The sequence below is a fragment of the Pseudoalteromonas sp. P80D2 genome (assembly GCF_036680945.1).
Classification (GTDB): Bacteria; Pseudomonadota; Gammaproteobacteria; order Enterobacterales; family Alteromonadaceae; genus Pseudoalteromonas; species Pseudoalteromonas shioyasakiensis.
The window spans coordinates 222309-247389 of record NZ_JAZDAR010000026.1; the positions used below are offsets into that span (position 1 = coordinate 222309).

General features: G+C 41.1%; 23 protein-coding genes, 1 pseudogene and 1 riboswitch. Of the genes and pseudogenes, 6 read left to right on the forward strand and 18 right to left on the reverse strand.

All coding sequences use genetic code 11. The annotated features are described in order from the left end of the window. Positions 1 to 146: 146 nt before the first annotated feature. From VRK28_RS05810 to VRK28_RS05820, 3 genes are all read right to left on the reverse strand, one after another. Positions 147 to 2000 carry a TonB-dependent receptor domain-containing protein gene (locus tag VRK28_RS05810; RefSeq protein ID WP_062566410.1) on the reverse strand — a complete coding sequence of 618 codons (1854 nt, stop codon included), beginning with the start codon at positions 1998 to 2000 and terminating at the stop codon, positions 147 to 149. Between the two features lie 34 nt (positions 2001 to 2034). Beyond that, a riboswitch (cobalamin riboswitch) is annotated at positions 2035 to 2190 on the reverse strand. A 189-nt stretch (positions 2191 to 2379) separates the two neighbouring features. Further along, positions 2380 to 2619, reverse strand: coding sequence for a hypothetical protein (locus VRK28_RS05815; RefSeq protein WP_054551105.1), 240 nt, complete (start codon positions 2617 to 2619; stop codon positions 2380 to 2382). Between the two features lie 143 nt (positions 2620 to 2762). Beyond that, on the reverse strand, positions 2763 to 3245 hold the full coding sequence (locus VRK28_RS05820; RefSeq protein ID WP_054551104.1) for a YajQ family cyclic di-GMP-binding protein: 483 nt from the start codon (positions 3243 to 3245) through the stop codon (positions 2763 to 2765). A 158-nt stretch (positions 3246 to 3403) separates the two neighbouring features. On the opposite strand from VRK28_RS05820, the gene VRK28_RS05825 reads away from it, so the two are divergent. Further along, positions 3404 to 3754, forward strand: a complete 351-nt coding sequence (locus VRK28_RS05825) for a VanZ family protein (protein ID WP_055021578.1) — start codon at positions 3404 to 3406, stop codon at positions 3752 to 3754. After that, positions 3747 to 4640 (forward strand): ketopantoate reductase family protein, encoded by an 894-nt coding sequence (locus VRK28_RS05830; protein WP_062566411.1) that lies wholly within the window; start codon positions 3747 to 3749, stop codon positions 4638 to 4640. Before VRK28_RS05825 ends, VRK28_RS05830 begins: the two co-directional genes overlap by 8 nt. Before the next feature lie 140 nt (positions 4641 to 4780). Here VRK28_RS05830 and thiI read toward each other — a convergent pair whose 3' ends face one another. Together thiI and VRK28_RS05840 are read right to left on the reverse strand one after the other, a co-directional pair. Then, positions 4781 to 6238, reverse strand: coding sequence for a tRNA uracil 4-sulfurtransferase ThiI (gene thiI, locus VRK28_RS05835; protein ID WP_062566412.1), 1458 nt, complete (start codon positions 6236 to 6238; stop codon positions 4781 to 4783). Between the two features lie 108 nt (positions 6239 to 6346). Then, entirely contained in the window at positions 6347 to 7000 is a 654-nt protein-coding gene (locus VRK28_RS05840) for a TetR/AcrR family transcriptional regulator (protein ID WP_054560933.1), read from the reverse strand. Between the two features lie 217 nt (positions 7001 to 7217). On the opposite strand from VRK28_RS05840, the gene coaD reads away from it, so the two are divergent. After that, positions 7218 to 7700, forward strand: coding sequence for a pantetheine-phosphate adenylyltransferase (gene coaD / locus VRK28_RS05845; protein ID WP_058585805.1), 483 nt, complete (start codon positions 7218 to 7220; stop codon positions 7698 to 7700). After that, positions 7697 to 9073: a capsule assembly Wzi family protein gene (locus VRK28_RS05850; RefSeq protein WP_062566413.1), complete on the forward strand. Its 1377-nt coding sequence runs from the start codon at positions 7697 to 7699 to the stop codon at positions 9071 to 9073. Before coaD ends, VRK28_RS05850 begins: the two co-directional genes overlap by 4 nt. 10 nt (positions 9074 to 9083) lie before the next feature. Here the strand turns inward: VRK28_RS05850 and VRK28_RS05855 are convergent, their stop codons facing one another. The 8 genes and pseudogenes from VRK28_RS05855 to argC all read right to left on the reverse strand — a co-directional run bounded on the left by VRK28_RS05855 (position 9084) and on the right by argC (position 16961). Further along, complete coding sequence (locus VRK28_RS05855) at positions 9084 to 9617, reverse strand: hypothetical protein (RefSeq protein WP_062566414.1); 534 nt, start codon at positions 9615 to 9617, stop codon at positions 9084 to 9086. A 508-nt stretch (positions 9618 to 10125) separates the two neighbouring features. Next, on the reverse strand, positions 10126 to 10599 hold the full coding sequence (locus VRK28_RS05860; protein WP_156426502.1) for a hypothetical protein: 474 nt from the start codon (positions 10597 to 10599) through the stop codon (positions 10126 to 10128). A gap of 75 nt (positions 10600 to 10674) precedes the next feature. Beyond that, positions 10675 to 10881 carry a hypothetical protein gene (locus VRK28_RS05865; RefSeq protein WP_062566416.1) on the reverse strand — a complete coding sequence of 69 codons (207 nt, stop codon included), beginning with the start codon at positions 10879 to 10881 and terminating at the stop codon, positions 10675 to 10677. Positions 10882 to 11132: 251 nt separating this feature from the next. Next, positions 11133 to 12997, reverse strand: a pseudogene (gene argH, locus VRK28_RS05870) (argininosuccinate lyase). Between the two features lie 52 nt (positions 12998 to 13049). Next, positions 13050 to 14252: an argininosuccinate synthase gene (locus VRK28_RS05875; RefSeq protein WP_054551091.1), complete on the reverse strand. Its 1203-nt coding sequence runs from the start codon at positions 14250 to 14252 to the stop codon at positions 13050 to 13052. A gap of 9 nt (positions 14253 to 14261) precedes the next feature. Further along, on the reverse strand, positions 14262 to 15182 hold the full coding sequence (locus VRK28_RS05880; protein ID WP_055198268.1) for an ornithine carbamoyltransferase: 921 nt from the start codon (positions 15180 to 15182) through the stop codon (positions 14262 to 14264). A 7-nt stretch (positions 15183 to 15189) separates the two neighbouring features. Next, positions 15190 to 15951: an acetylglutamate kinase gene (gene argB, locus VRK28_RS05885; RefSeq protein ID WP_054560942.1), complete on the reverse strand. Its 762-nt coding sequence runs from the start codon at positions 15949 to 15951 to the stop codon at positions 15190 to 15192. Further along, the gene (gene argC, locus VRK28_RS05890) at positions 15951 to 16961 is read right to left on the reverse strand and encodes an N-acetyl-gamma-glutamyl-phosphate reductase (RefSeq protein WP_062566418.1); all 1011 of its coding nucleotides are present in this window, start codon (positions 16959 to 16961) and stop codon (positions 15951 to 15953) included. Before argC ends, argB begins: the two co-directional genes overlap by 1 nt. A gap of 221 nt (positions 16962 to 17182) precedes the next feature. Between argC and argE the strand changes: the two genes are divergently transcribed. Beyond that, positions 17183 to 18334: an acetylornithine deacetylase gene (gene argE, locus VRK28_RS05895; RefSeq protein ID WP_332393615.1), complete on the forward strand. Its 1152-nt coding sequence runs from the start codon at positions 17183 to 17185 to the stop codon at positions 18332 to 18334. 19 nt (positions 18335 to 18353) lie between these two features. Here argE and panP read toward each other — a convergent pair whose 3' ends face one another. Continuing rightward, positions 18354 to 19982 (reverse strand): pyridoxal-dependent aspartate 1-decarboxylase PanP, encoded by a 1629-nt coding sequence (panP, locus tag VRK28_RS05900; protein ID WP_054560945.1) that lies wholly within the window; start codon positions 19980 to 19982, stop codon positions 18354 to 18356. Between the two features lie 248 nt (positions 19983 to 20230). Between panP and VRK28_RS05905 the strand changes: the two genes are divergently transcribed. Further along, entirely contained in the window at positions 20231 to 22081 is a 1851-nt protein-coding gene (locus VRK28_RS05905; protein ID WP_062566420.1) for a bifunctional diguanylate cyclase/phosphodiesterase, read from the forward strand. Here the strand turns inward: VRK28_RS05905 and trmB are convergent. Genes trmB through VRK28_RS05925 form a run of 4 tightly spaced genes read right to left on the reverse strand, consistent with a single transcriptional unit; the run spans position 22078 to position 25059 of the window. Further along, complete coding sequence (trmB, locus tag VRK28_RS05910) at positions 22078 to 22743, reverse strand: tRNA (guanine(46)-N(7))-methyltransferase TrmB (protein WP_062566421.1); 666 nt, start codon at positions 22741 to 22743, stop codon at positions 22078 to 22080. The genes VRK28_RS05905 and trmB overlap by 4 nt on opposite strands. After that, on the reverse strand, positions 22743 to 23510 hold the full coding sequence (locus VRK28_RS05915; RefSeq protein WP_036970898.1) for an ABC transporter permease: 768 nt from the start codon (positions 23508 to 23510) through the stop codon (positions 22743 to 22745). The genes trmB and VRK28_RS05915 overlap by 1 nt, the downstream gene beginning before the upstream one ends. Continuing rightward, positions 23510 to 24439: an ABC transporter ATP-binding protein gene (locus VRK28_RS05920; RefSeq protein WP_054551082.1), complete on the reverse strand. Its 930-nt coding sequence runs from the start codon at positions 24437 to 24439 to the stop codon at positions 23510 to 23512. The genes VRK28_RS05915 and VRK28_RS05920 overlap by 1 nt, the downstream gene beginning before the upstream one ends. Next, positions 24436 to 25059 carry a flavin prenyltransferase UbiX gene (locus VRK28_RS05925; RefSeq protein WP_054551081.1) on the reverse strand — a complete coding sequence of 208 codons (624 nt, stop codon included), beginning with the start codon at positions 25057 to 25059 and terminating at the stop codon, positions 24436 to 24438. The genes VRK28_RS05920 and VRK28_RS05925 overlap by 4 nt, the downstream gene beginning before the upstream one ends. Between the last annotated feature and the right edge of the window lie 22 nt (positions 25060 to 25081).

Here is a 25081-nt window from a genome sequence, read left to right on the forward strand (position 1 = left end):
AAAGCCCGCTAAGTAGGTAGCGAGCTTTTAGACGCAGAACTAATAATAACGCTGAGCTTGTTTTAACTTAAGACTAATGACATCAACGGGCAAATTAATGTCAATTACTAGCTATAAGTAAACAGCTCAACTGACCTTATTGGTTATTAGAACTGATAGCGGGCACCTACAAACAGGCGACGCTCGGCCGTGTTGTAGTAATAAAATTCGTCGTTGATGTAATCACCATCTAGGTCTGTACCATAGGCATCAACGGCGTTGTACTCTTTATCGAATAGGTTTTCTACACGTAGTGACACAGTTAAGTTGTCAGTTGCTTGGTAGTGACCAACTAAATTCCATAACGTATACGAAGGTAAGTGCGTTAACTTGCCATCACGATCACCACGGTATTGCATATCGATACCGGCATCAAAATCACCCCATGCTTTGTTTAATGACCAATTCACACTGTGATTTGACACATAGGTTAGTGACTGACCTGTCTCAGTATCTTCCGCTGAAAGGTAGGTAAAGTTAAAGCTGTGATCAAAGCCAAACACCTGGTTTTTAAAGCTAAACTCAACACCTTCGTGGCGAGCTTCGTTTATATTGGTTGGGATCCACTGCCCTGATGCATTTGGTGCCCAAGCGATTTTGTTGTCGATTTCGCTGCGGAAAATCGCAATATCAAGGCTGATATCATTCACATTGAGTGATAAGCCAAGCTCTTGGTTATCTGATGTTTCAGGGTTTAACTCTGGGTTACCTGAGCCTGGGTAATATAGGTCATTAAATGTTGGAGATTTAAAACCCGTACTTTGACTTACGCGGAATGTAGCGATGTCATTTAAGTGATAGCCAACAGCTGCGGTGTAAGTTGTTTCATCACCAAACTGTTGATCATCATCTTGGCGAACTGTTAGGTTTGCCAGTACTTGTTCGTCGTCATAATAAGCGCCAACAAACGCAGCGAATACTTCACGGCTGTCTTTTAAGTAAGTACCTGAGTTAGTGTTCACTTCATCTTTATACCAATTCAAACCGCCACTAAGAGTCAGCGCTTGATTGAAAAAGTATTGGCCATTGTAATCAATTTGCTCACGCTCAGTTTCAAACTTATCGACCACCGTTGCGCCTGTGTAATCAATACGTGAGTCATCTGAACTATCACTTGATATTGCAATATCAATGGCATGGCTGTGTTTTTCGAAAGCTTTTTTCCAACCTAGTGAAGCTTGGTAGTTTTCAAACTCGCCTTTTTCTACAGTGCTGTCTGCAGGGCTATAAGCGCTATCGTATTTTGCTTCGCCTTCTGAGTATTGTGCTTGCGCTAAAAACTCACCTAACTGCTCATTTTGATAACCTAGGTTAAAGCCAAGGTTTTTGTTCTCGTAGCCGTCTTCATCTGGCGCTAAGCCTTGCAGAACATCAAATCCATCTGTTTTTTCGTAACCGGCATTAACGGCCACATCAACACCCGCAAACTGACCACCTGTCGCTACTTGGTACTCTTGGTAAGAGTCTGAGCCAAAAGTAACATCTAAGGTCGTATTTTGTGCTTTACGCGTAATGATATTAATTACACCAGCTAGCGCATCAGAACCATATACAGCAGCACGTGAGCCTTTAATTACTTCAACACGCTCAATACTGTTTAAAGGAATATTGCTAATACTTTTATAGCCAAGTGTTGCAGAGCCGGTGCGTACACCATCAATTAAAATTAGCGTATGACGAGAACTTGCACCACGTAATGACACACCTGAGCTTTGCCCAAAACCACCATTAGCATTAATTTGAAAGCCTGCTTGAGTGGCCAGTAAGCTTGGTAAGTCACGAACATAGCTTGCTTCAATATCAGCACGGTCAATGACAGTAACGCTGGCTAATACATCATTAATTGATTGTTCGAATTTATTGGCAGTAACTGTGATGTGCTCGATCGATTGCTCGTCAGCAGATACAGAAAAAGACAACGCAGCAGCAACCGCTACGCCTAACGCAGATTTATTTAGCATGATATCCCCTAGCCTGTGCCCACCGCACACGCGAATAGTAAGTTACTTCAAGGCCGGTCTCCGGACTCTGTAAATGCATGGCATATACATTACCGTTGCGGGGGCAGTGTTGGCATTGTTTTCTCCCTGAAAACGCACCGACTTCCCGATTATCTTGCGACTATTTCACCCTTTGAAATAAAACGTATCTGAAGATACAGCAAGCACCTCGAAAATAGGCCGTTATTGTGATGATTTTGGGGAAGAAAGTCAATGGACGGCTATACTTCTAAACCAAAGTTTTAAGTCTAAAGCTTCAAGCTGCAAGTTAAGTGCTAAGGTGTAAGCCGAAAGTAAAAAAGCCAATCAGCATGGCTGATTGGCTTTTATAAAACAATGATTACCAGAAATACTCATGAGGTTTCGAGTTTCCTAACGGAAAAACAATTCCTTCTGGGTCAGCACCATTCAGCACAAGCTTACAAAGAGCTTTATTTAAACGTCTTCTTGGCTTGGTCATCGTCATTTTCACCCACCAACTTGGTGTTTGTTGGTAAAAATAAGTACTGTGTGGGCCTGTGTATTTTCTGTTTATTTTACCGTGTTTATTACGATCTATTGCTTTGTTTTTTACTGACATAAATATCCTCTAGCTGAAAATAGCTAGAAGATATCTTTTTCTCTGTAACCTAATATTTGTCTCAAAATACGCTCCTTGTAAAGTTCAGAAACTTGTAGGCTTATAGCTTAAAACTTACAGCTTAAAGCTAAAAACATAGAGTATTAATCGCGGAAGTTTTTGAACTGGAATGGTTGACCTAAATCAGCAGTACGAACAACTTGCATTGCTTCTTGTAAATCATCACGCTTTTTACCAGTTACACGTAATTCTTCACCTTGAATAGCAGCTTGTACTTTGATCTTTGAGTCTTTGATTAACTTAACGATTTTCTTCGCTACGTCTTTTTCGATACCTTGCTTAAGAGCAACGTCACGCATTACGTATTTACCGCTACGCGACTCATCTTTAAGCTCAAGGCTAGATACATCTAAGCCACGCTTTGAAATTTTCGCAGCAAGAATGTCAAAAAGTTGCATAACTTGTTGTGGTGCTTCTGCTTTTAACTTGATTACTTTGTCACTTAGTTCGATTGATGCATCAACACCACGAAAATCAAAACGCGTCTCTAGTTCACGCTTTGCATTATCTACTGCATTCTGCGCTTCGTTCATTTCTACTTCAGAAACAATATCAAATGAAGGCATGGGGTTCTCCTAACATAGTCTTTTTTAAATTCATTTATGGTTGGCAATTATAACGCTTATTTGTCGATTCTTTCTATTTTTATCCGACTTGTTCAGGTGCGATGCAAAAATTGTTTGATATACTGGCCATTCAATTTCGGCATTTTTTAGGGTTTATTGTGACAAGGCGTGTTTACCAAGTTATCTTTTTAGCCAGCATTATTGGCTTTACTATTTTATTTGCCAAAGAAATTAAAGGGGTGAGCAACCTCTTTCCACACGTTGATAAAGTGGCGCATTTTGGTATTTTCTTTGTACTGGCCATGGTGATGGACAAAGCCTTTAAATTGCCACTTATGGTGCAAATTTTACTGTTAGCCGGATATGGTGCAGCCATAGAGTTTATGCAAGATATGCTGCCTTACCGTCAAGCTTCGGTTGGGGATTTTGTAGCTGATTTTATCGGCGCTGTAAGTTACTTTATTATTAAACTTGGTTTTCATTTAGGTAGTAAGCAACGTAATGGCTAACATTTTAATTGTTGGCGACGGTGCAATTGGCTTATTGTTTAGTCATTTTTTATCTGCACAACATGACATTACATTGCTGACCCGTAAGCCGACCCTGACCACGCGTTTTTATCAAGCGAGTAATGGTAAATCACACCCAATTAAAGCTCGCCTTATTCACCACAAAGAGCTAAGCCAATCCGCCCCCTTTGACTTGGTGTTAATAACAGTAAAAGCATTTCAGGTGCAAACTGCCTTTGGACAAGTAGAACCTTATCTCAGTAAAACATGCCAAATCATTCTTTCTCACAATGGCATGGGGAATGTCGATGAGCTCAATACCCAACTTTTAAACACACAAGGGTTAGCGTTTTTAACAACGCGTTTAGCTGGTTTTAAAACAACGCCTTATAGTGTGAGCCATACAGGTAATGGTGAAAGCGTGTTAGGTGCATGTAATGCAGCTGCATGTGAAAGACTCAGTGAGCTTAAGCAGCAGTTTAGTTACTTACCACACTTTTCTGTGAGCGATGATATTCACTCATTGCGATGGCAAAAACTGTTAGTGAATATTGCAATTAACCCGTTAACAGCGATTCATAACGTAAAAAATGGCCAGCTACGTGCACCGCAATTTAGCACGCGCATAATCAATTTACTTAGTGAAGCGTGCCTGGTCGCCAATAAACAAGGGGTTAAAGTAAAACTCAGCGAGGCGCTGGATCAAGCCTATTCTGTGATGACAGCCACCGCTGAAAACTTTTCTTCTATGCAGCAAGACATCAGCCATAATCGAGAATCTGAAATTGATGCAATTTGTGGTTATGTGTGCGAGCAAGGCGCTAAGTTAGGGGTAAAAACTCCCTATAATCAGGCCATGCTGAGCATGATAAAAATAAAAAGTTAAGCTACAAGGGGAAAGGAGAAAGAGTAAAGTTACTTGCTTCTCGTTTCTCGTTTCTCGTTTCTCGTTTCTCGTTTCTCGTTTCTCGTAATTATTTCAGGCATTAAAAAAGCGCGAACATGTCGCGCTTTTATCAGTATCTCTTACGGACGATACACTTTGACGTTGCTAAAGCCTTCTTCGTGCAAGATCAGCGCTTGTAGCTGGCTCATCACACCTTTAGCACAATATAAGTAATATTCTTTATCTTTTGGTAAGTCACCAAATTTAGTCGCTAAGCGGAAGAAAGGTAAATGTACAACTTCAATACCTTCAAGCTCTAATGGGTTTGCGTCTTCTTCTTCAGGTGAGCGAATATCAACAACAACCGCCCCTTCAGGTAAATCAGATACAGACTCAGCTTCTTTCACTTCTTCTTTTGCTTCGGTGTCGATATCGCGAATATCCATCACACGCGCATTCTCAACAACTGTATTTAGCACGTCGAAGTCAAACTTAGCTTCTTCGGCAAGAATAGTTTTGATTTTCGCTTTAACCGTTGGCTTTTTAGAAATTACGCCACAGTATTCAGGCATGCTTTCTGCCATCTCAGCCGTGCCGATTTGACGCGCAATATTGATTATATCTTGCTTGTCGTGTTGGATTAACGGGCGAATGATTAAAGTTTCCGTCACACGGTCAATCACACTCAAATTAGCCAATGTTTGGCTTGATACCTGACCAATACTTTCGCCTGTTACCAGTGCTTGTACACCTAGTTTTTCTGCAACTTGACTACCGGCACGCATCATCATTCGCTTAAGCACAACACCCATTTGGCTGTTTTCAACGTTCTCTAAGATTTCTGCTACAACAGGTTCAAAATCAACAGTAACAAATTTCACTTTATGAGTAGAGCTGAACTGTTTCCAGATATAATAACTCGCCTGCTTAACACCGATTTCGTGCGCAGCACCACCTAAGTTAAAGAACAAGAAGTGAGTACGCGCACCTTTACGGATCATTTGATAGCTGGCAACACCAGAGTCGAAGCCACCCGACATAAGCGACAATACATCTTCTTGTGTTGGCAGCGGGAAGCCCGCCATACCTAAGTGAGTTTGAGTAACAATGTATGCTTTATCATCACGTACTTCTAAGCGAACAGTCACTTCAGGGTGAGATAATTTAACGCGCGCACCTTCAACATGCTGATTTAAACCACCACCTACGTAGCGCTCTACATCGCTCGATGTGAAATCATGCTTACCAGAACGTTTACAACGCACACAGAAGGTTTTGCCCGCAATCGTATGGCCGATTAGTTCAAGTGCTTTTTGGTAAATATCGTCGATTGAGTCGAAGTCTGTTTCTGTTACTTCAATAAACTGTACGATACCTGGAATGCGTTTTAAGCCATCGATAATATCTAAGCGAACTTGCTCAGATTCTAGTAAGCTAACAACAGAGATATTGTCCCAGTTGTTTCTTACCTGAACTTTTTCGTCAACACGACGCAAAACGATCTTAATGTTATTTTCTAATAACTTGGTAAAACGCTTACGAACAGATTTACTCTTGATCGCGATTTCAGGGTGTAATTTGACGATAAATTTAAGCATAGTTCACTCTTAGACTGTGGATTTCACACGCCCTGAGGTATAGCAACCTCAAGGGCGCGCGATTATAACAAAAATTATAGCGTCTAGGAAATAAACTGCTTTGCGGGATTATTGTTCGCTTTGCTCTGTTTCAGCAAGGGCTAAATACTTAGCTCTTAATTGGTTAACTTGCTCTAGGTGTTGCTCAGTGCAATGAGCTTTTAATAGCAGTAATACTTTTAAAATACCGTTATAAATATCAGCTCTGGCAAGTTCACCACTTAAGCGACGAGCTTTGATGTAAGGCGTCCAAAAGCTCACGGTCATTTTAAGCATATGCGCAAGTTCTGTAACATCTTCGTCTTCAATGCAAATAACACCACCTTCACGTAATGCAAATAGCACATCTTTGACTTGCTCTAAAAGCTCAGCTTGAAACGCAATATAGCCTTTTTTCAGCTCTTCATCACGAGATAAAATATCGCCTAAGTTGTCGTAGAAAAACTGAAAACGCCACATTAATTCAAACAGTGAATCTAGATAACCGGCTAGATTCTCTAGCGCATCATCATCAGGCGTCAAAGGCTTAAAGTGTGTGTGTAAGTGGTCGCTATACAAAGCAAATATGTGACGAATAATATCTTCTTTATTTTTAAAGTGATAATACAAGTTACCTGGGCTTATCCCCATATGCGAAGCGATATGATTGGTTGTTATGGCACGCTCACCGTGGCGATTAAATAACTCGATGCTGGTGTGTATGATCTTGTCCTTTGTGCTCATAGCCTAATTACTCTGTTTTTTATGATTATTACGTTCCCCAGCCGAGCAGTATAAACAAATGCGCGGCAATTAAATACTACCTTGAAAAATATTAACCTCAATCGGTTTAGTACCTTATATAGGTGAAGGTTCCTAATCCGATACGCGTATTTTCTAAGCTGCATCGTCGAGAAAACACTGTTAATATAGCAGGCAAATTTATAAATCGCTGATAGTTATGAACGTTACTGCAATCTATCCGGGCACTTTCGACCCACTTACAAATGGCCATACAGACTTAATTCATCGCGCGGCAAAAATGTTCGATAAAGTAATTGTTGCCATTGCGCATAACCCAAGTAAACAACCCTGCTTTACCCTTGATGAGCGCGTTGAGCTTGCTAATAAAATTTTGGCGCATCTTGATAACGTGAATGTAATTGGTTTTTCAGGCTTATTAGCTGATTTAGCTCGCGACCATAATGCCGAAGTGCTTATTCGTGGTATTCGTGCGGTGTCTGACTTCGACTATGAATTTCAGTTAGCTAATATGAATCGTCGCCTGAATCCAGATCTAGAAAGTGTATTTTTAACACCGGCAGAAAAAAATTCATTTATTTCATCGACTCTCGTCAAAGAAGTCGCACGCCACAATGGCGATGTGAGCGAGTTTGTTGACCCTATTGTAGCTAAAGCCTTACAGGATAAAATTCACGGATGAAATTAAAAAAGTTCATTAGCTTAACTGCATTACTAATGATCTCTGCACCTAGTGTTGCTGGGCCATGGATAGAAAGTGACGACCCTTTACTTCGCGCTTCAATCGAAATGCTATTTAACCAAGGCATTATTAAACAGCCTATTAATAGCTACCCATTAATGTGGCAAGGTATCGCACGCGACCTAGACGTTGCCAATACCAGCCAACTAGATGAACGAAGCTTATTTGCCTACCAGCATGTTAAGCATGCCCTTGATAATGCTAAACAAAAAAGCAGCTCAGGTATTCGCCTAAACTACAACAGCGAACCTCTCGCTCAGCAAGGTTTTGGTAAACGCCACCAGCAAGAAAGCGGTGTAAATAGTTATGGTTCAATCACAGGGAAGCGTGTTAGCGCTAAAGTCAGTGTAAATTACGCCGATGACGCCCTTGATAAGCAGCATGTTACTTACCAAGATAGCTATTTAGCCGTACTCCTGGGTAATTGGTCACTTAGTGTGGAGCAAGTAAGCCATTGGTGGGGGCCAAGTAACGATAACGCCCTACTACTATCAAATAATGCGGCGCCAATGAAAGGCGTGCGCTTTACCAGAGCAAATACACAATATGTCGGTCCAACTTGGTTATCATTTATCGGTAACTGGCAGTTAACGGGTATCTACGCCAAACAAAAGCCATATCTAAATAACTCAGATGACGGTGACTTTTGGGCGCTCCGATTTGCAAGCACCCCATTAACAGGCCTTGAAATAGCAATTAACAGTGCAGGCTCTGATTATTTAACTAACCTAGAAATTGACCCTGTTACACTCGAAAGCAATGAATCAACACATCGTTTAACTAGTTTAGATGTTAAGTACTCAACCACTTTAGCGGCTCAACCTATTGCTTTTTATGCTGAGGTAATGGGTCGAAATGAAAGTGGCTTAGCACCGAGCGAGCCATTTTATACGCTAGGTGTTGAAAGCTATTTTGGCTCGAAAGAGAGCCTATTAAAAAGCTATTTTGAATACTCAAATACAGAGCAAACTTGTGAGCAAATTAGCGATTGCGTATATGGCTCTGGCAGCTATACACAACGCTCGCGCTTAATTGGCAGCTCAACACCACTACAAAGCAAATCGGCTATCCTTGGCGCCTATTACCACACTCTAAACGGTTATGGTGGCCATGCTAAGCTTCGTTGGATTGAAAGCGAAACCAAACACGCTGAGCTCGCGTCAGATATGAGTCAGCTGCAGTTAGAACTCGGTTATCAGCAATCTGTGTTTAACGGCCTGTGGAAAGTGACAGGACTTGTTTCAAAAGATGAAATAGGTGATGAGTCAGAAACAAATACAGCCCTTAGAACCAGTTGGGAATACCGCTTTTAACTAATTGAGGTTAAGCTGGTTCAGCTTGACCTCGAATTCGCCTATAAAGCTTCACAAGCCCTAAAAAATCTTTATTACTGAAAAGTGCGATGAGCATCATTGCATCCATAATATTGACAGTAACCGTATAAAAGCCCCATAACCACCACTCTTCGGTATTCTCAAGTATATTAATATCTATATACATGCTGATAAAAAGAGAGCTGTTAATTAATAAACCTAATAACACATAGAGTTTTGCAGGGTAACTATCGATCGATTTACCTTTAGATATAAGCAGTATTGCACCAATACAGGTGAGATCTAGAACTGTCCAAACTACATAGGCAGTTGCATAACTCATCGACTCTATCTGGAAAGTAGCTGAAGTTAGTGGATCTGAGGCTAAATAAGACAAAAACATTGTTAGCGAAATCCACATTAAAGTTTTATCACCATTGGGAACTATTGATTTACTAACCATGTTATATAGGAAAGCCATCAGAAATCCCCACATAATAAATGTTGCTAGATAAGCACTTACATACTTATGAAACTCAGCCAAAGCTTTTCACCTTTTCTTTTGAAAAATTCATGCATACAACACGATGAAGCTTTAGAAAATCCTTATTAAAAAGCAACACGAGAATCATAGTGACATCTACAGTGTTTACGCCAAATGAGTACAAAGTCCAAAGAAACCATTCAGATTTGTTTTCGTATATAAAAATATCGATGTATATCGATAACATTAGGATGGAATTGAGAGTAAGTCCGAAGAGGATATATGTTGTTCCGCAAAAGTTAGCTACCTTGGCACAATACATCCAAGATAAGACTAAAGCTATAGTGAGTAAGTCAAAGTAAAACCTGTTCAAATAACTATAAACAGAGAGTTTAACGAAGCCGCTGATGAAGTATGAAATCATCATAATAAAAGATAAAACAAGAACTCTACTATCTGTTTTATTGATATTAACCGCTAAGTTAAATAAAAAGGCCATCAAAAAGCCCCACTCTATGAAGGCCCCTAACAAGTCCCCCAAAAAAGCATCTATATACATCTTTAAGTTCTATAACTGCTTTTGAAGTTGTTTTGACTTACCTGTACGTAAAAAGCGGTTCTTTAACGCATTTAGACCCAAGATATCTCTATCAACGATGAGTGCGATAATCATCGTAAAATCGAGTAAGTAGACGGTGAATGAGTAAAAGTCCCATAAGAACCAAGGACTTACATTACCAGTAATATGTAAATCATAATACATCAATAATTGAAGTATCGTATTTGAGCAAAGTACAAAAATTACATAGGTAAATGCTGGTGACTTAACACCCTTAATAAAGTAGGTACAACTAAAAATTACAGCTAGGGTAATTACATCATAGATAGCCCAACTAAGGTAGACACTTGAATTATCGAACCAAGAGAATAGATGATCACTTGTAAAGTATGATGCAAAAACAACGAGCGATAGCATTAACAGAACATTATTTCTTTTAGCATTTGCAATCCAGAGAAAGGCATTAAAAAAAAATGCCATCATTAATCCCCATACAACCATTGCAGGAAGAGATAAACCAAAATGTTCTGTTAAATACATCTTTTACTCATAGTGTAATTAATTTGGGCGTTTATCCGGATCTAATACAATGATACCACCGCGTTGGATTTCAGCACCGCCAGATAAAGCCATGGCTTCACTTGATAAAGTTACTGTATCAGATTGCAGGGTTTTATTACTAGTAGTTTGTTCCATAGCTGGCTTTGTTTGTTGCATTTGGCTGTAAGCTTGCATTTGCAATTGGCTATTGTTTGAAACTTGCATAAGTTAATTCCTTTAAGTTAATTGTTTTTTCAGTACAGCTTACAATAGCTTGCAAGCTGAGTTAAGCGTTCTCATTTTTTTGACGCTTTTTTATACTTCATCGCGACGTTGCCACCGCGCTGATAATAAAAGCAATTAACGATCCAACTTTTATAAATTTTGATCTTTTTGATCATAAAAGTCAGCAAATCTAAATTTCAGGCATAAAAAAACGCACAGGGGTAACCGTGCGTTTTTCTCATCCAGGGAATTTAAGCCACGTGTTTACACGGGATCACCGCGCTATTACTTGGCTTTAAAATATATTCCATTGCCACTTCATCGCAGTTCTCTTTGCGAAGGCAAAGCTCACAATCTTTGATCACTTTTTCTGGCAAACTGTCCTTGCTACAAAAGCTGAAACCTTGGCTTGCAAAAAACTCTGGCACTCTTGTCAGGACAATTACCCGACTAAGCGCCAAGCTTTTGGCTTTTTTTAGCAAATGTTCAACAAGTTGACGCCCCTGGCCGGCAATTCGTGATTCGGGGTCCACCCCGAGCGAGCGAATTTCAGCAAGGCCAGTGTCGTAAATATACAGCGAGGCACAGCCTGCAACTTGGTTTTCAACTTCAGTGACAGCAAACTCATTAATTGAGTGAATCATGTCGCTTTTAGCTCGTGGTAGGTTTTCACCTACCGTAGCCCAATGCTGAATTAGCTTAGCAATAGACTCAACATCATTTAAGGTTGCGTCACGTACCGCTATTTGCTGTTTTTTTTTGCGTATTTGATGGCACTAGTTACTTGCTCAACAGAGGTGCCACCCAGAGCTTGTCTTGCTTTAATACAGGCGTCTAATTCTAATACAGGATATACATCTGATTCGAAAATGCTATGCACAGACTTAAATTGCTCTAAACTTAAATCTTCTAAGTTATTCCCTTGTGCAATAGCCATTTGCACGAGCGTACCAACAATGTGGTGACCTTCTCTAAATGGAATACCTTTAGCCACTAAATAGTCAGCAAGTTCAGTCGCATTTGAGTGACCACCTTTTGCAGCTGCTAATGTTTTATCTGCATTAACTTTAATGCCTTTGATACACGCTTGCGCCATATGAATACATGCCAGCCAAGTTGGCATCGCATCAAATAAGCCCTCCTTGTCCTCTTGCATATCTTTATTGTAAGCAAGTGGTAGGGCTTTTAGTGTCATCATCATGGCACTGAATGCGCCAAAAACACGGCCTGTTTTACCACGGATTAATTCAAGTGCATCTGGGTTTTTCTTTTGCGGCATTAGTGAAGAACCTGATGTCACCCCATCAGAAAGCTCAATAAAGCCCGCTTCACCAGAGTTATAGAAAATTAAATCTTCAGCCATGCGCGACAAGTGGATCATCGAAATCGATGCGCAGCTTAATAGCTCAACTACAAAATCACGATCTGATACAGCATCAAGGCTATTGCGTGTGGCACCGGTAAAACCTAACCCTTCGGCAAGAGTTTGCCTATCAATTGGGTACGCAGTCCCGGCTAATGCACCGCTACCAAGTGGGCAATAATTCATACGATTTTTGGCATCGGTTAAGCGGCTTTCATCACGCTCAAGCATTTCAACATAGGCCATACACCAATGACTAAATAGCACAGGTTGGGCGCGCTGTAAGTGTGTGTAACCAGGTAAAATAGTGCCAAGCTCACGCTCAGCTAAGGCAATAAACTCACCTTTCAGCTCTGCGATTGCTTCAAGAATATGCTCAGCTGTATCACGACACCATAAACGGAAATCTGTTGCTACTTGGTCATTACGGCTACGACCGGTGTGTAACTTTTTAGCAAGGTCACCCACTTTATCAATCAGTGCTGATTCAACATAAGAATGAATATCTTCATGTCCTGCTACAGCAACTGCTTGTGGGTTCGCTTTAACTTCATCTAACAGCTTATTAAGTGCTGCAACTAGGTCATCGTATTCTTGCTGGTTTAAAACGTTTACTTGTTTTAACGCTCCAGCCCAAGCAACTGAACCAATAATGTCTTGCTCTGCAAGTTGATAATCAAAAGGAAGTGAATCGTTGAATTGTTTAAACGCTTCATCTGGACCCGTAGAAAAACGTCCGCCCCATAGTGCCATTGAACTGTCTCCAAATTCGGCTATTGCCCTGCAATGCAGGGCAATAATTAAATTACTTTTTCGTTAGTGCTGAGATTCTGCTTGAAAGCGAGAATAAACGAATGAAGCCTTCTGCATGTGATTGGTCATATACATCATCTTCGCCGAAGGTTGCGAAATCTTCGCTGTATAAGCTATTCGGTGATTTTTTCTGTACCGCAGTGACTTGGCCTTTATAAAGCTTAAGCACTACTTCACCCGTTGCTAACTTAGACAGTGATTCAGCGCCTGCAAGAATCGAGTCTTTTAATGGCGTAAACCAACGACCGTCATAGACTAAGTGAGAGAACTCGCCACCAAGTACTTCTTTCCATTTACGGCTTGATTTATCTAGCACTAGCTCGTCAATAGCTTGAAGAGCAGCCATGATCACAGTGCCCCCTGGTGTTTCATAACAGCCACGCGACTTCATACCCACCAAGCGGTTTTCTACGATATCAACACGACCCACACCATGCGGAGCAGCAATGTCATTTAATTTAACTAAGCAGTCATATGGTTTAAGCGATTCACCATTAACAGCAACCACTTCACCTTCAACAACGTTTAATGTTACATATTCTGCTTCATTGGGTGCTTGCTCTGGCGAGTTAGTCCAAGTCCATACTTGATCACTTGGTTGGCACCATGGATCTTCAAGCTCACCACCTTCGTGAGAAATATGCCAAGCATTCGCATCACGGCTATAAATTTTTGTTGCTGACGCAGAACATGGAATATTACGCTCAGCTAAGTAATCAAGTAATGACTCACGGCTTGATAAGTCCCACTCACGCCATGGTGCAATCACTTTTAGATCTGGTGCAAGGGCTGCGAAACATGACTCAAAACGTACTTGGTCGTTACCTTTACCAGTACAACCATGTGAAAGCGCATCAGCACCTACTTTACGGGCAATTTCAACCTGCGCTTTAGCAATGATTGGACGCGCCATAGATGTACCTAGTAAATAAGTGCCTTCGTAAATAGAACCCGTTTTTAAAGTTGGGTAAATATAGTCGCTGACCATCTCGTCTTTTAAGTCAACGATATGGCATTCCGACGCACCTGAAGCTATGGCTTTTTCTTCAACGCCTTCAAGCTCTTCTGCGCCTTGGCCAACATCAGCAACAAACGCGATTACTTCACAGCCGTAGTTTTCTTTTAACCATGGCACGATTGCCGATGTATCAAGACCACCAGAATAGGCTAATACGACTTTTTTAATTGAACTCATTGGTGTTCCTTAAACAAAATTTGGATTTAATAATGTGACAAGTAGAGCATTTTGCGCGTGCATACGATTCTCTGCTTGTTGGATAATTTTTGATGCTGGGCCATCCATTACCTCAGAGGTAATTTCAAACTCACGATGCGCTGGCTGACAATGCAGTACCGTTTGCGCACCGGTTTTCTCTAGTAGGGCTTGGTTAAGCTGATAAGGCATATATTTAGCTTTAACCTGCTCAAGCGGTGTTTTATCACCCATTGAAACCCAGGTATCAGCATAGACTGCATTTGCGCCAACTGCCGCCTCAATTCTGTCACTCACCATGACAGAGGCACCATTCATTGCTGCAATTTGCTCTGCTTGCTTAAGAATTTGCGAATCTGGCGAACTACCTTTAGGACAAACTGCAACAAAATCAGTACCTAAAGTAGCGGCTAATAACATTAGAGAGTGTGTGACGTTGTTACCTTCACCTAAGTAAGCAAGCTTTAGTTTGCTAACATCGCCATGGACTTCTTGCAGCGTTAAAAAGTCAGCAAGCGCTTGGCACGGGTGATATAAGTCACATAAGCTATTAACAACAGGCACCGATGAATACTCAGCAAGCGTGGTCAGTGTTTTGTGTGCATTCACACGAGCAACAATGCCATCTGCCCAAGTTGAGATATTAAGAGCAAAGTCTTTAACTGATTCACGAGCGCCCATGGCACCATTTTGTGAATCTAAATAAACTGCGTGACCACCTAGTTTATTAATACCAATATCAAATGATAAACGAGTACGTAAACTTGGCTTTTCAAACAATGTAACCACTGATTTGCCCGCTAATGCTTGGCTGAAGTCAGCTGGGTTTGCTTTAATTTTTTGCGCTAAATTTAGTAATTTAAGTGCGCCTTTTTGGTCTAATTCAAGACCATTTAAGAAATTCTTTAACATGAAATACCTATGGTGTAATTTTCGTTCCTACATGTTCGCCTTTTAATAAAGCGACTAAGTTCTCTGGCTTCAGCCAGCTTGAGATATACACACCACGTCGTAAATGTTGGGCAGCAAGAAGGCTGGTCTTTACTTTGACCTCCATCCCGCCCTGAATGACTCCTTCAAGGATAAGTGTTTCGATTTGCTGCGTATTAAGTTGATGTAGAGGCTGCTTATTGGCATCAAGCACAGCTTCTACGTCTGTCATAAAAATAAGTTCTGCATTAAGCTCTTTAGCGATAGCCGCTGCAGCTTCATCTGCATTGACGTTGTACCATTGGCCATCTTCCCCAAAGCCAATAGAGCTCACTAGGGGTAAACGACCTTGTTCAAGCATGCTAGGTAGCACGCTGTCACAACTACCTGAGCACTGACCTACTTGCGCCAATACTTTAAGTTTTTCAGATACCAGTACACCCGCTTCATAAAGGCTTAAACCCACAGGTTTGTGGCCAGCGCTGATTGCTTGGCTCATCAATTGTTTATTGGCACAACCGGCAAGAGCACCAACAATATATGGCATTTGCTCATTTGGGCTGATACGTAGACCTTGATGTTTTGCAGTCACAAAGCCGGCGTCTTTAAGCCAAGCATCCACCAAGGCACCACCACCATGAACAATGACAAAGTTATCTTGTTGCTCAGAGGCTAAAACATCAAAAAGCGCTTTTGCGGCATCTGCGCTATTTAACACAGCACCACCGACTTTAATGATCCAAGTTTTCATTACAGCGCTCCTACTAAGCCAGTATGGTGAGGTTCACCCATGGCTAAATTAATGCACTGTAATGCTTGCCCAGCGGCACCTTTTAGAAGGTTATCAATCGCTGACATAACGATGAGTTGCTCACCTTTTTGTTGCCATGCAATATCAACATATGGTTGTTTAGCTACGCCTTTAATGCTTGGAATTTTATTGCCAAGTAAACGAATTAAAGGCTCATTTGCTAACACTTGATATGCCGTGCTCACTTGCTCTGCAGTTACACCTGGTTTTAATTGCACATAAATAGTTTCTAAAATTCCACGGGGGAAGTTACCCAAATGTGGCGTGAATAGCACAGAGTGACCAAGGTGCTGCTCAATCTCAGGTGTGTGTCTGTGGTTAAACAAGCCATAAGGAGCAAGTGACACTTCGCAAAAGTGAGTATTAACACTGGCTTTTCTACCAGCGCCTGTAACACCTGACACCGCATTAACAATAATGGCTTGATCAGCTAATAAACCCGCTTCTTTAAGTGGTTTTAAAGAATTAAGTGCTGCTGTTGGGTAACAACCCGCTACAGCAACAAGGTTTGCTTTACTAATCGCATCGCTATTCCATTCAGCTAAACCATATGCTGCTTGCTCTAAAAGCTCAGGATGTTCATGTGCGAAACCGTAATAAGTTAGGTAATCCTCATTCCCAGCTAAACGGAAACCACCAGATAGGTCGAATACTTTTTTACCCATGGCTAAAAATTGGGGAGCAAGATCAACACTGACCTTGTGATCTGTACACAGGCATACATAGTCAGCATTGCTTTCGATATCTTTGTACGCTTCAGAAGTTAGAGGTTGCAGTGTGTACTCTAACAATCCAAGGTGCTCAGGGTATAAATCGCTTAATAATTTACCTTTATCTAAACTCCCTTCAGACACATAACATGCTTTAAGGGTCAGTTTTGGATGCTTAGCAACTAAACTTGCCAGCTCTGCGCCGCTATAACCACTCGCGCCAATAATCACTACATTCATTGCTTACTTTTACCTATTAAATCTGTTTATCGATACGCCTAAAATTACTCGCTCAATTGCGAATAAAAACACTGTCTAAAGTAATGAAATCAGGTTATCGTCGTTTCGTGTTCATCGTACAGCTTTACTAATATTTATGCTTAAAAAGTGAATTGATATTCATCATAAATACTTTTATATTGTTATGCAATTAGATTGAATAATTATTTTTGGATTTTTTTATGTCGCTACCCTCTTTTATATCTATGTATCAGCAGCTAATTGCTGCCCCTTCAATTAGTGCGATTGAAGATTCTTTGTGCATGAGCAATAAAGGGGTTATTACCTTGCTCGCAAACTGGTGCGAAAGCCTTGGTTTTACATGTGAAATCACAGAGCTTGAAAACGGTAAAGGCAGTTACAACTTATTAGCGAAGCGCGGTGAAGGAGATGGCGGTTTAATGCTTGCAGGTCATACTGACACAGTGCCATTTGATGATAGCCGCTGGAATTACGATCCGTTTAAACTCAGCGAACATGACAATAAACTTTACGGTTTAGGTAGTATTGATATGAAGGGCTTTTTTGCCTTTGTATTGCAAGCAATTAGTGAGCTCGATGAAACTAAACAAACAGAGCCACTATTAATTTTAGCCACAGCCGATGAAGAAACCACAATGGCCGGTGCACAACAAATTTGCCGCCACCCAGACTTAAAACCAGCGCGCTGTATTATTGGTGAGCCAACTGATATGACACCAGTATTTACTCATAAAGGCCATATGAGTACAGCGATCCGAGTAATTGGTCGCTCAGGCCATAGTTCAGATCCTGAACGTGGTTTAAACGCCATCGAAGTCATGCATAAAATGATTACAAAATTGTTAATCATCAAAGAAGAATTAAAGAATAAATATTCAGTTGAGCACTTTGAAATTCCGTACCCTACTTTGAACCTTGGCCATATCCATGGTGGCGATAATGCCAACCGCATTTGTGGCTGCTGTGAAATGCACATTGATATGCGGCCTTTACCTGGTTTAAGTGTGCAAGAACTACAAGCGATTTTGCTAACAGCCGCAGAAGAGATTAATGCCCAATACCCAAATGCAGTGAGCGTTATCGACATGCATGAACCTATCCCAGCATTTAGTGGTAGCACTGATACAGCATTAGTAAAACTGGCCGAAAAAATCTCGGGTCAACCAGCTGTCGCTGTAAACTATTGTACCGAAGCTCCTTTTATTCAACAGCTTGGCTGTGAAACCATCGTCATGGGACCTGGCTCAATTAACCAAGCCCACCAGCCAGATGAGTTTTTGGCGATGGAAAAAATAAAACCTTCGCAAGCTATTATCAGTGACATGATTAAAGCAAGCTGCTTTAGCGAATAGGAGCATCACGCTCCCTTTTCTAATCCATATACTTACTCAAGTACTTTTTAAATACCGGATCAGTTTTCGCCAGCTCTTTTTGCTCCGCTAAAATATCTTTTAGAATTGCTTTAGAGGTTAACGGGTTGGCTAATACAACGCGAAATACCACGGTGGGTTGATGGTCATATTTTGCAGGAGTTAAACGAGTACGCGATACAAAAGAACGACCCGCTTCACGCTGACGCTTTTGCATGCTTGCAGTAAAGCGATTCAACGAAGCGTAAATATCTAATTTCGTTTCTTCGTCAGCATCTTTAAGCTTCGCTTGGATTTCTTTTGGTACGTAACGATAGGTTAATAAGCAAAGCTCAGGCTCTGAGATTAACTCAAAGTCTTCATCCTGCTTGATCATGTCGGCAAAAGTGCGGGCTTTCACGATACTGCGATCAATTAGCATCTCGTAGCCTTTACGGCCAATAACACGTAAGCAAGCATGCACTAACATTGCCATACCAGGGCGGCTGCCCTCAAGGGTATGACTGCCTAAATCTTTTGAGCCTTTACGAAGAATATATTCCGCATGATGCTCAATAGCATCCGTCGCAGCTGGGTCTTTAAATAACACCAGACCAGCCCCCATTGGTACATACATTTGTTTGTGTGCATCAATGGTTATTGAATCAGCACGTTCGATACCGCTCAATAGGTGGCGGTAATTTGAAGATAATAAGGTTGAACCACCCCATGCAGCATCGACATGAAAATGACAGCCAAGTTCTTCGCTCAAATCAGCCATTTCATTTAGTGGATCTATGCTGCCTGTTTCAGTCGTCCCTGCAACACCCACAAGTGCCATTACCTTAATGCCAGAGGCTTCAAGCTCATGGGCCTTTTTACGCATCGCATCGACATCAACTTTATTATTTTCGCCGGTTGCAATTGCGACAATGTTATCGCGACCAATACCCAGTAAATCAACGGTTTTGCCTAATGAGTAATGGCCTCGCTCAGAAACAAGCACAGCTAAGCCTTTATAACCATAATGCAGCATTCCAGCGATTAAACCCTGTGCAGCAATACCTTTATAGTCACCATCCGCTTTTAATAAACGGTTGCGGGCTATCCATAAAGCAGTAATGTTAGCGACAGTGCCACCTGAACAAAATGCGCCTAATGACGTTTTCGCACTGTGCATCCATTTACTATAAAAGCTGTCGTCCTCACCATAAGCAAGGTGATGCATCATGCCCAAAACTTGTCTTTCTAGAGGCGTAAATGCCTTTGAAGTTTCAATTTTTACTAGGTTTTGGTTAAGACCGACCATTAACTTAGAAAGCGGTAACACAAAATGCGGTAATGCTGAGGTCATATGGCCAATAAAGCTCGGCGCAGCGGTATGAACAGAATGAGCAACCAACTGCTCCATAATGTCTTGAGCATAGTCAGATACAAAGGTCGGCTCTTCTGGAATAGTAGCCGTTTGAAAGTCTTTTTCAATTTCGTGCAAAGGCTTTTCGATAGCAGCTATGTTCTCATTTAAGAACCCTGCTAAGTTGCTAGAAATTTCAGATTCGATTTTACTTAATGTCGAGTCTGGTGCTTCTGGCACCGTAAAAATACGAATCAAGCTTTCTTTAGAGGCGACGGCACAACGCTTTTGATCCATCCTAATACCCATAATTAGCAGCTAAAAATGCACCCGATGATGGGACATCTGGGTAAGCACTTTTGCGGCACTGTTTCTACGAAATTGGCTAACTTTACTGGAATATCACGAAAATGTCTCGCATAAAGCAAAAAAGCGCTAATTTCGATGACAAAAAAGTGATCGGTTAATGAAATTTGCAGTCATTTTATACTATCAGACACGCTTTTTTTGAGTATAATCAAACGATAACTGCTAAGGGAACCTCTATGCCCAAAGGAATGCAAAAAACCAGCTGGCTGCTATATGGCTTCGCCGCATTTTTTATTAGCTTATTTGGCTATATCTATTACACCTATGAAACCACGCGTAGTGAGATCATGGAAAATATCGATACCAAACTGCTTAATGCCGCGGTCAGTGTCAAACATATCCTAGGTGATGACTATCACAATATAGTTAATGCGGGCTTACCAATCTCTTCGGCAATATATAAAGACAAAAGCCGAGCCCTATCTGAGTATGCAAAACAAATGCAGCTTGCCTATGTGTACGCAATGGTACTGCGCGACGGCAAAGTCTACTTTAGTGCGTCGAGTTACACGCAAAAAGATCAAAACAATGGCCGCGTAACACAGTTTCTAGATGCCTACCCCGAAGCGACAGAACTTAACAAAGAAGCTTTTTTTTCAACAGAGCCTGTATTTGAGGTATCAAAAGATCAATGGGGCTATTTTAAAAGCATCTTTGTCACTTTTGTCGATGATAATGGTCACACCTATATAACGGGTGCCGACATAACCATTAGTGACTTAAATCAGCAACTGCAGCACAGTGTGACCCGTGCAATGATCACAGGCTGTTTCTTTTTCTTTATTGCAGCGCTAATTGCTGGGCTGTATTTTTTACAACTAAAACGCTCCCTCTCAACAGATGCCCGCACCGGCTTTGCTAACCATGTCGCGCTGGAATACTACATAAAGAAAACCACCAAACACCGTATGGAGCTAGCAGTTATTGCCATTAATGAGTTAGAAGATATTAGCAGTTTTTATGGCACTGAAGTGAGCGACAAAGTAATGGGTAACTTGCTTAGCTATTTTCAATCAAGGATGCCTAGCGAAGGGTTTGTCTATCGATTAGCAACGAATAAAATTGCGCTATTACGAACGCATAGTGATGAGCGTAATATCGATGATGTTATTAATGCTTTTAACTATGCAATTCCTGCGTTGAAAGAGCCTTATATCTACGTGAGCTTGTATGCAGGTATTGCTACAGGTAATAAATTAATGCTGATTGAAAATGCCCATGTTGCGCTGCAGCAAGCAAAGCTTAATAATCAGCGTATTGTACGTTATGAAAATGTGTTTAAGCAGGTTGAAGAGAAATTTAGAAGCAATGTTACGCTTGCCAAAGAAGTAAAAGAAGCCTTCGATAACAATCGCATCGTACCTTACTTTCAAGCGGTCTATAATAACCAAAGCAAACACATTGACCATTATCAATGCCTAGCCAGAATGGCCAGTGCTACAGGTCGTATTCATGCGCCAGATTACTTTATGATGGTGCTAAAGCGCTCACGTATGGACGGTCTTTTAAGGCGCACCATGTTTACTCGCTGCATTGAGCAGTTTAGGAAAACCAATGTGCGATGGAGTATCAACATTACCGCACAAGATATTCTCGACCCAAGCTTAAGCGAGTTTTTAGAGTTACAACTTAGGCGCTATCCGCAGCCTCATAATATTATTTTTCAGTTTTATGAGCGTGATGCCATTGCTTACTTTAGTGAAGTAAAAACCTTTATTAACACCCTAAAAAATAAAGGTGCTCAGGTTATTATCAATGAATTCGGCGCGGGCTTTTCAAACTTACCCCACATTAGAAAGCTAGAAATTGATGGCTTGAAGCTAGATAAAGGGTTGGTGAGCCAAATTCATACCAATACTGATAACTATCTGTTTATTGAAAACTTGGTGAAATATGCTCAGCAATTAAAGTTAGATGTAATTGCTGAGCAAGTTGATAACGAACAAATAGCTGACGCGCTTGCTCGAGCGGGTGTTACTTTAATGCAAGGGAGTCACTTTGCACCACCGACCCCCTATATTCATTAAAGGTTGATCACCAAACGGTGACTTTGTTGACCACTGGCCCAATATTTACGTTCGAATGGAGTAATTGCAGTATCGCTTTCATACAGCTCAACATCGCACTTATGCCCTGCAAGCTCTAATGAGCGAGCAAACTCTTTTACGTATATATCCCAGTTGCTTCTCAGCTCTAAGCGGCCGCCTAATTTAACGATATACGGAAAAATTGCAGCGCCGTGCCAGCGTCTTTGCAAGTGCTTTGCTTTTGGCCAAGGGTTTGGATACAACAAGTAATGATGACTCGGTTGCCAGTTTGCAGCCACCGCTAAGCGCCAAAAATCATTTAAATCAGCTTGTACTAAAATGTACTGCCCTGCATCTGTTTGCTTGTATTCAATATCATGCTTATCTAAACGATGTGATGACTTATCAATACCAATCACCAATGCATCAGGGTGACGTTTAGCTAAGTTAGCGGTGCTTTCACCCACACCACAACACGAATCAAGAATAATAGGCCCGTTAAATGCCTGCACCTTTTCGTTTACCTGATCAAAAGCTGCTTGCGTATGCTCTGCAATCGGCTTTTTAAATTCAGCACTTAAGTGCTTTAAAACAATTTCGTCTAGCTTTTCATGTAAGCCAGGTTGATTCGATACAATACTTCTCGAATTTGCATCCGTCATTAGTGTCTAAGCCCCACACCACGTTTAATAAGGGTTAATGCTAACGTAAATAAACCCACAATAAATAAACCAAGTACACCAAATGCTACCGATAAATCGACATCAGACACACCTAAGAAACCATATCTAAATGCATTCACCATATAAATAATTGGGTTTACTTGCGATACGCCTTGCCAAAATTCTGGCAACAAGGTGATAGAGTAAAACACCCCACCGAGATAAGTCAGCGGCGTTAAAATAAAGGTCGGGATAATACTAATATCATCAAAGCTATTAGCATAAATTGCATTGATAAGTCCACCTAACGCAAATACAGCCGACGTTAAAATAACCGTAGCCATAATCACAAAAATATTATGAATTTGAATATCAACAAATAGCAAAGAGACACAGGTAACAATTAAACCAACCAGCATACCTCGTGTCATACCACCGCCCATGTAGCCAAGTACAATGATGTAGTTTGGCACTGGTGCAACTAAGAGCTCTTCAATGCTTTTTTGAAATTTAGTCGAATAAAAACTCGAGGCAACATTCGAGTAAGAGTTGGTGATCACCGACATCATAATCAGACCTGGGACAATAAACTCCATATAACTAAAGCCACCCATATCACCGATACGAGAACCAATCAGATTACCAAAAATCACAAAATACAGGCTCATCGTGATTGCCGGCGGAACTAAGGTTTGCACCCAAATACGTAAAAAGCGAATACACTCTTTGATCCAAATACTTTTTAGCGCTACTCCATATTTAAACATTATTCGCCTCGCCCTTGTTCTAATAACCCTACAAACAGCTCTTCTAAACGGTTTGCTTTATTTCGCATACTCAGCACAGTATTACCTTGTTCAGTCAGCGCACTAAACACCTGGTTTAAGCCCTGTGACTTCGCCACTTCAACTTCTAAAGTGTGATCATCGGTCAGTGTGTATTTATAACCTTCAATGCTAATTGGCTGCACTGGTTGCTTTAAATCAAGTACGAAAGTTTCTTTATCAAGCTTGGCAAGTAACGCTTTAATGGTGGTGTTTTCAACAATCACACCACTGTCGATAATCGCGATGTTTTTACATAACAGCTCGGCTTCTTCTAGATAATGGGTGGTCAAGATGATGGTCACACCTTGCTTATTAATCTCGCGAAGAAAATCCCACATAGAGCGGCGTAGCTCAATATCAACACCCGCTGTTGGTTCATCTAAAATGAGTAATTTAGGTTCATGCATCAGTGCACGAGCAATCATTAAACGGCGTTTCATACCACCTGAAAGGGTGCGCGCTTGTTTATCTTTTTTCTCAAATAAACCTAGCTGCTTTAAGTATTTTTCAGCACGCTCATGCGCCAGCTTTCTTGGTACACCGTAATAGCCTGCTTGGTTAACCAAAATTTGATTTAGTGTTTCAAACTGACTGAAATTAAATTCTTGCGGTACTAAGCCAAGTTCAGACTTAGCAGCTTCAAGGTCTGTATCAATATCGTGACCAAATACCTGGACACGACCGGCACTTTTATTCACTAACGATGAGATAACACCAATAGTGGTTGATTTACCTGCCCCGTTTGGTCCAAGTAAGGCAAAGAAGTCGCCTTGCTGAACTTGTAAATCAATGCCTTTTACGGCTTCAACACCATTTTTATAAACCTTTTTTAGGCCTTCAATATTTAATGCGATCGTTTTTTCGCTCACTGTTTGCCCTCTCCATAACCCCAACGTTTCGTCAAAGTATGTTCAATGTTTAAATGATCTAAAATTCGCGCCACCATAAAATCAACCAAATCTGAAATCTGCTCTGGTTGATGATAAAACCCCGGTGCCGCAGGCATAATAGTTACGCCTAGTCGTGCTAGCTTCAGCATGTTTTCAAGGTGGATTTCGCTAAATGGCGTTTCACGCGGAACTAAAATCAGCTGCCCACGCTCTTTAATAACCACGTCAGCAGCGCGTTCGAGTAAGTTATCTGATGCCCCGACCGCAATTGCAGATACTGAACCTGCACTACAAGGGCATACCACCATTTTTTTCGGCGCAGCTGAGCCGGATGCAACTGGGCTAAACCAGTTGTCTTTACCAAATACTTTAAGTTGCTCAGGAGCGGCATTAAAAAGTGTACTCAGCTGCTCTGTCGCTTTGTCTTCATTACCTGAAAGTTTGATATTCGATTCTGTATCAAAGACCACTCTTGCCGCACTTGAGATCAGTACATACACCTGAAACTGCTGTTCAAGTAATACTTCTAATAACCTTAAGCCATAAGGGGCCCCTGAGGCACCACTAAAAGCTAACGTTATTTTATCTTTAAATTGCATACAGTTAAGCTCCGTATACTGG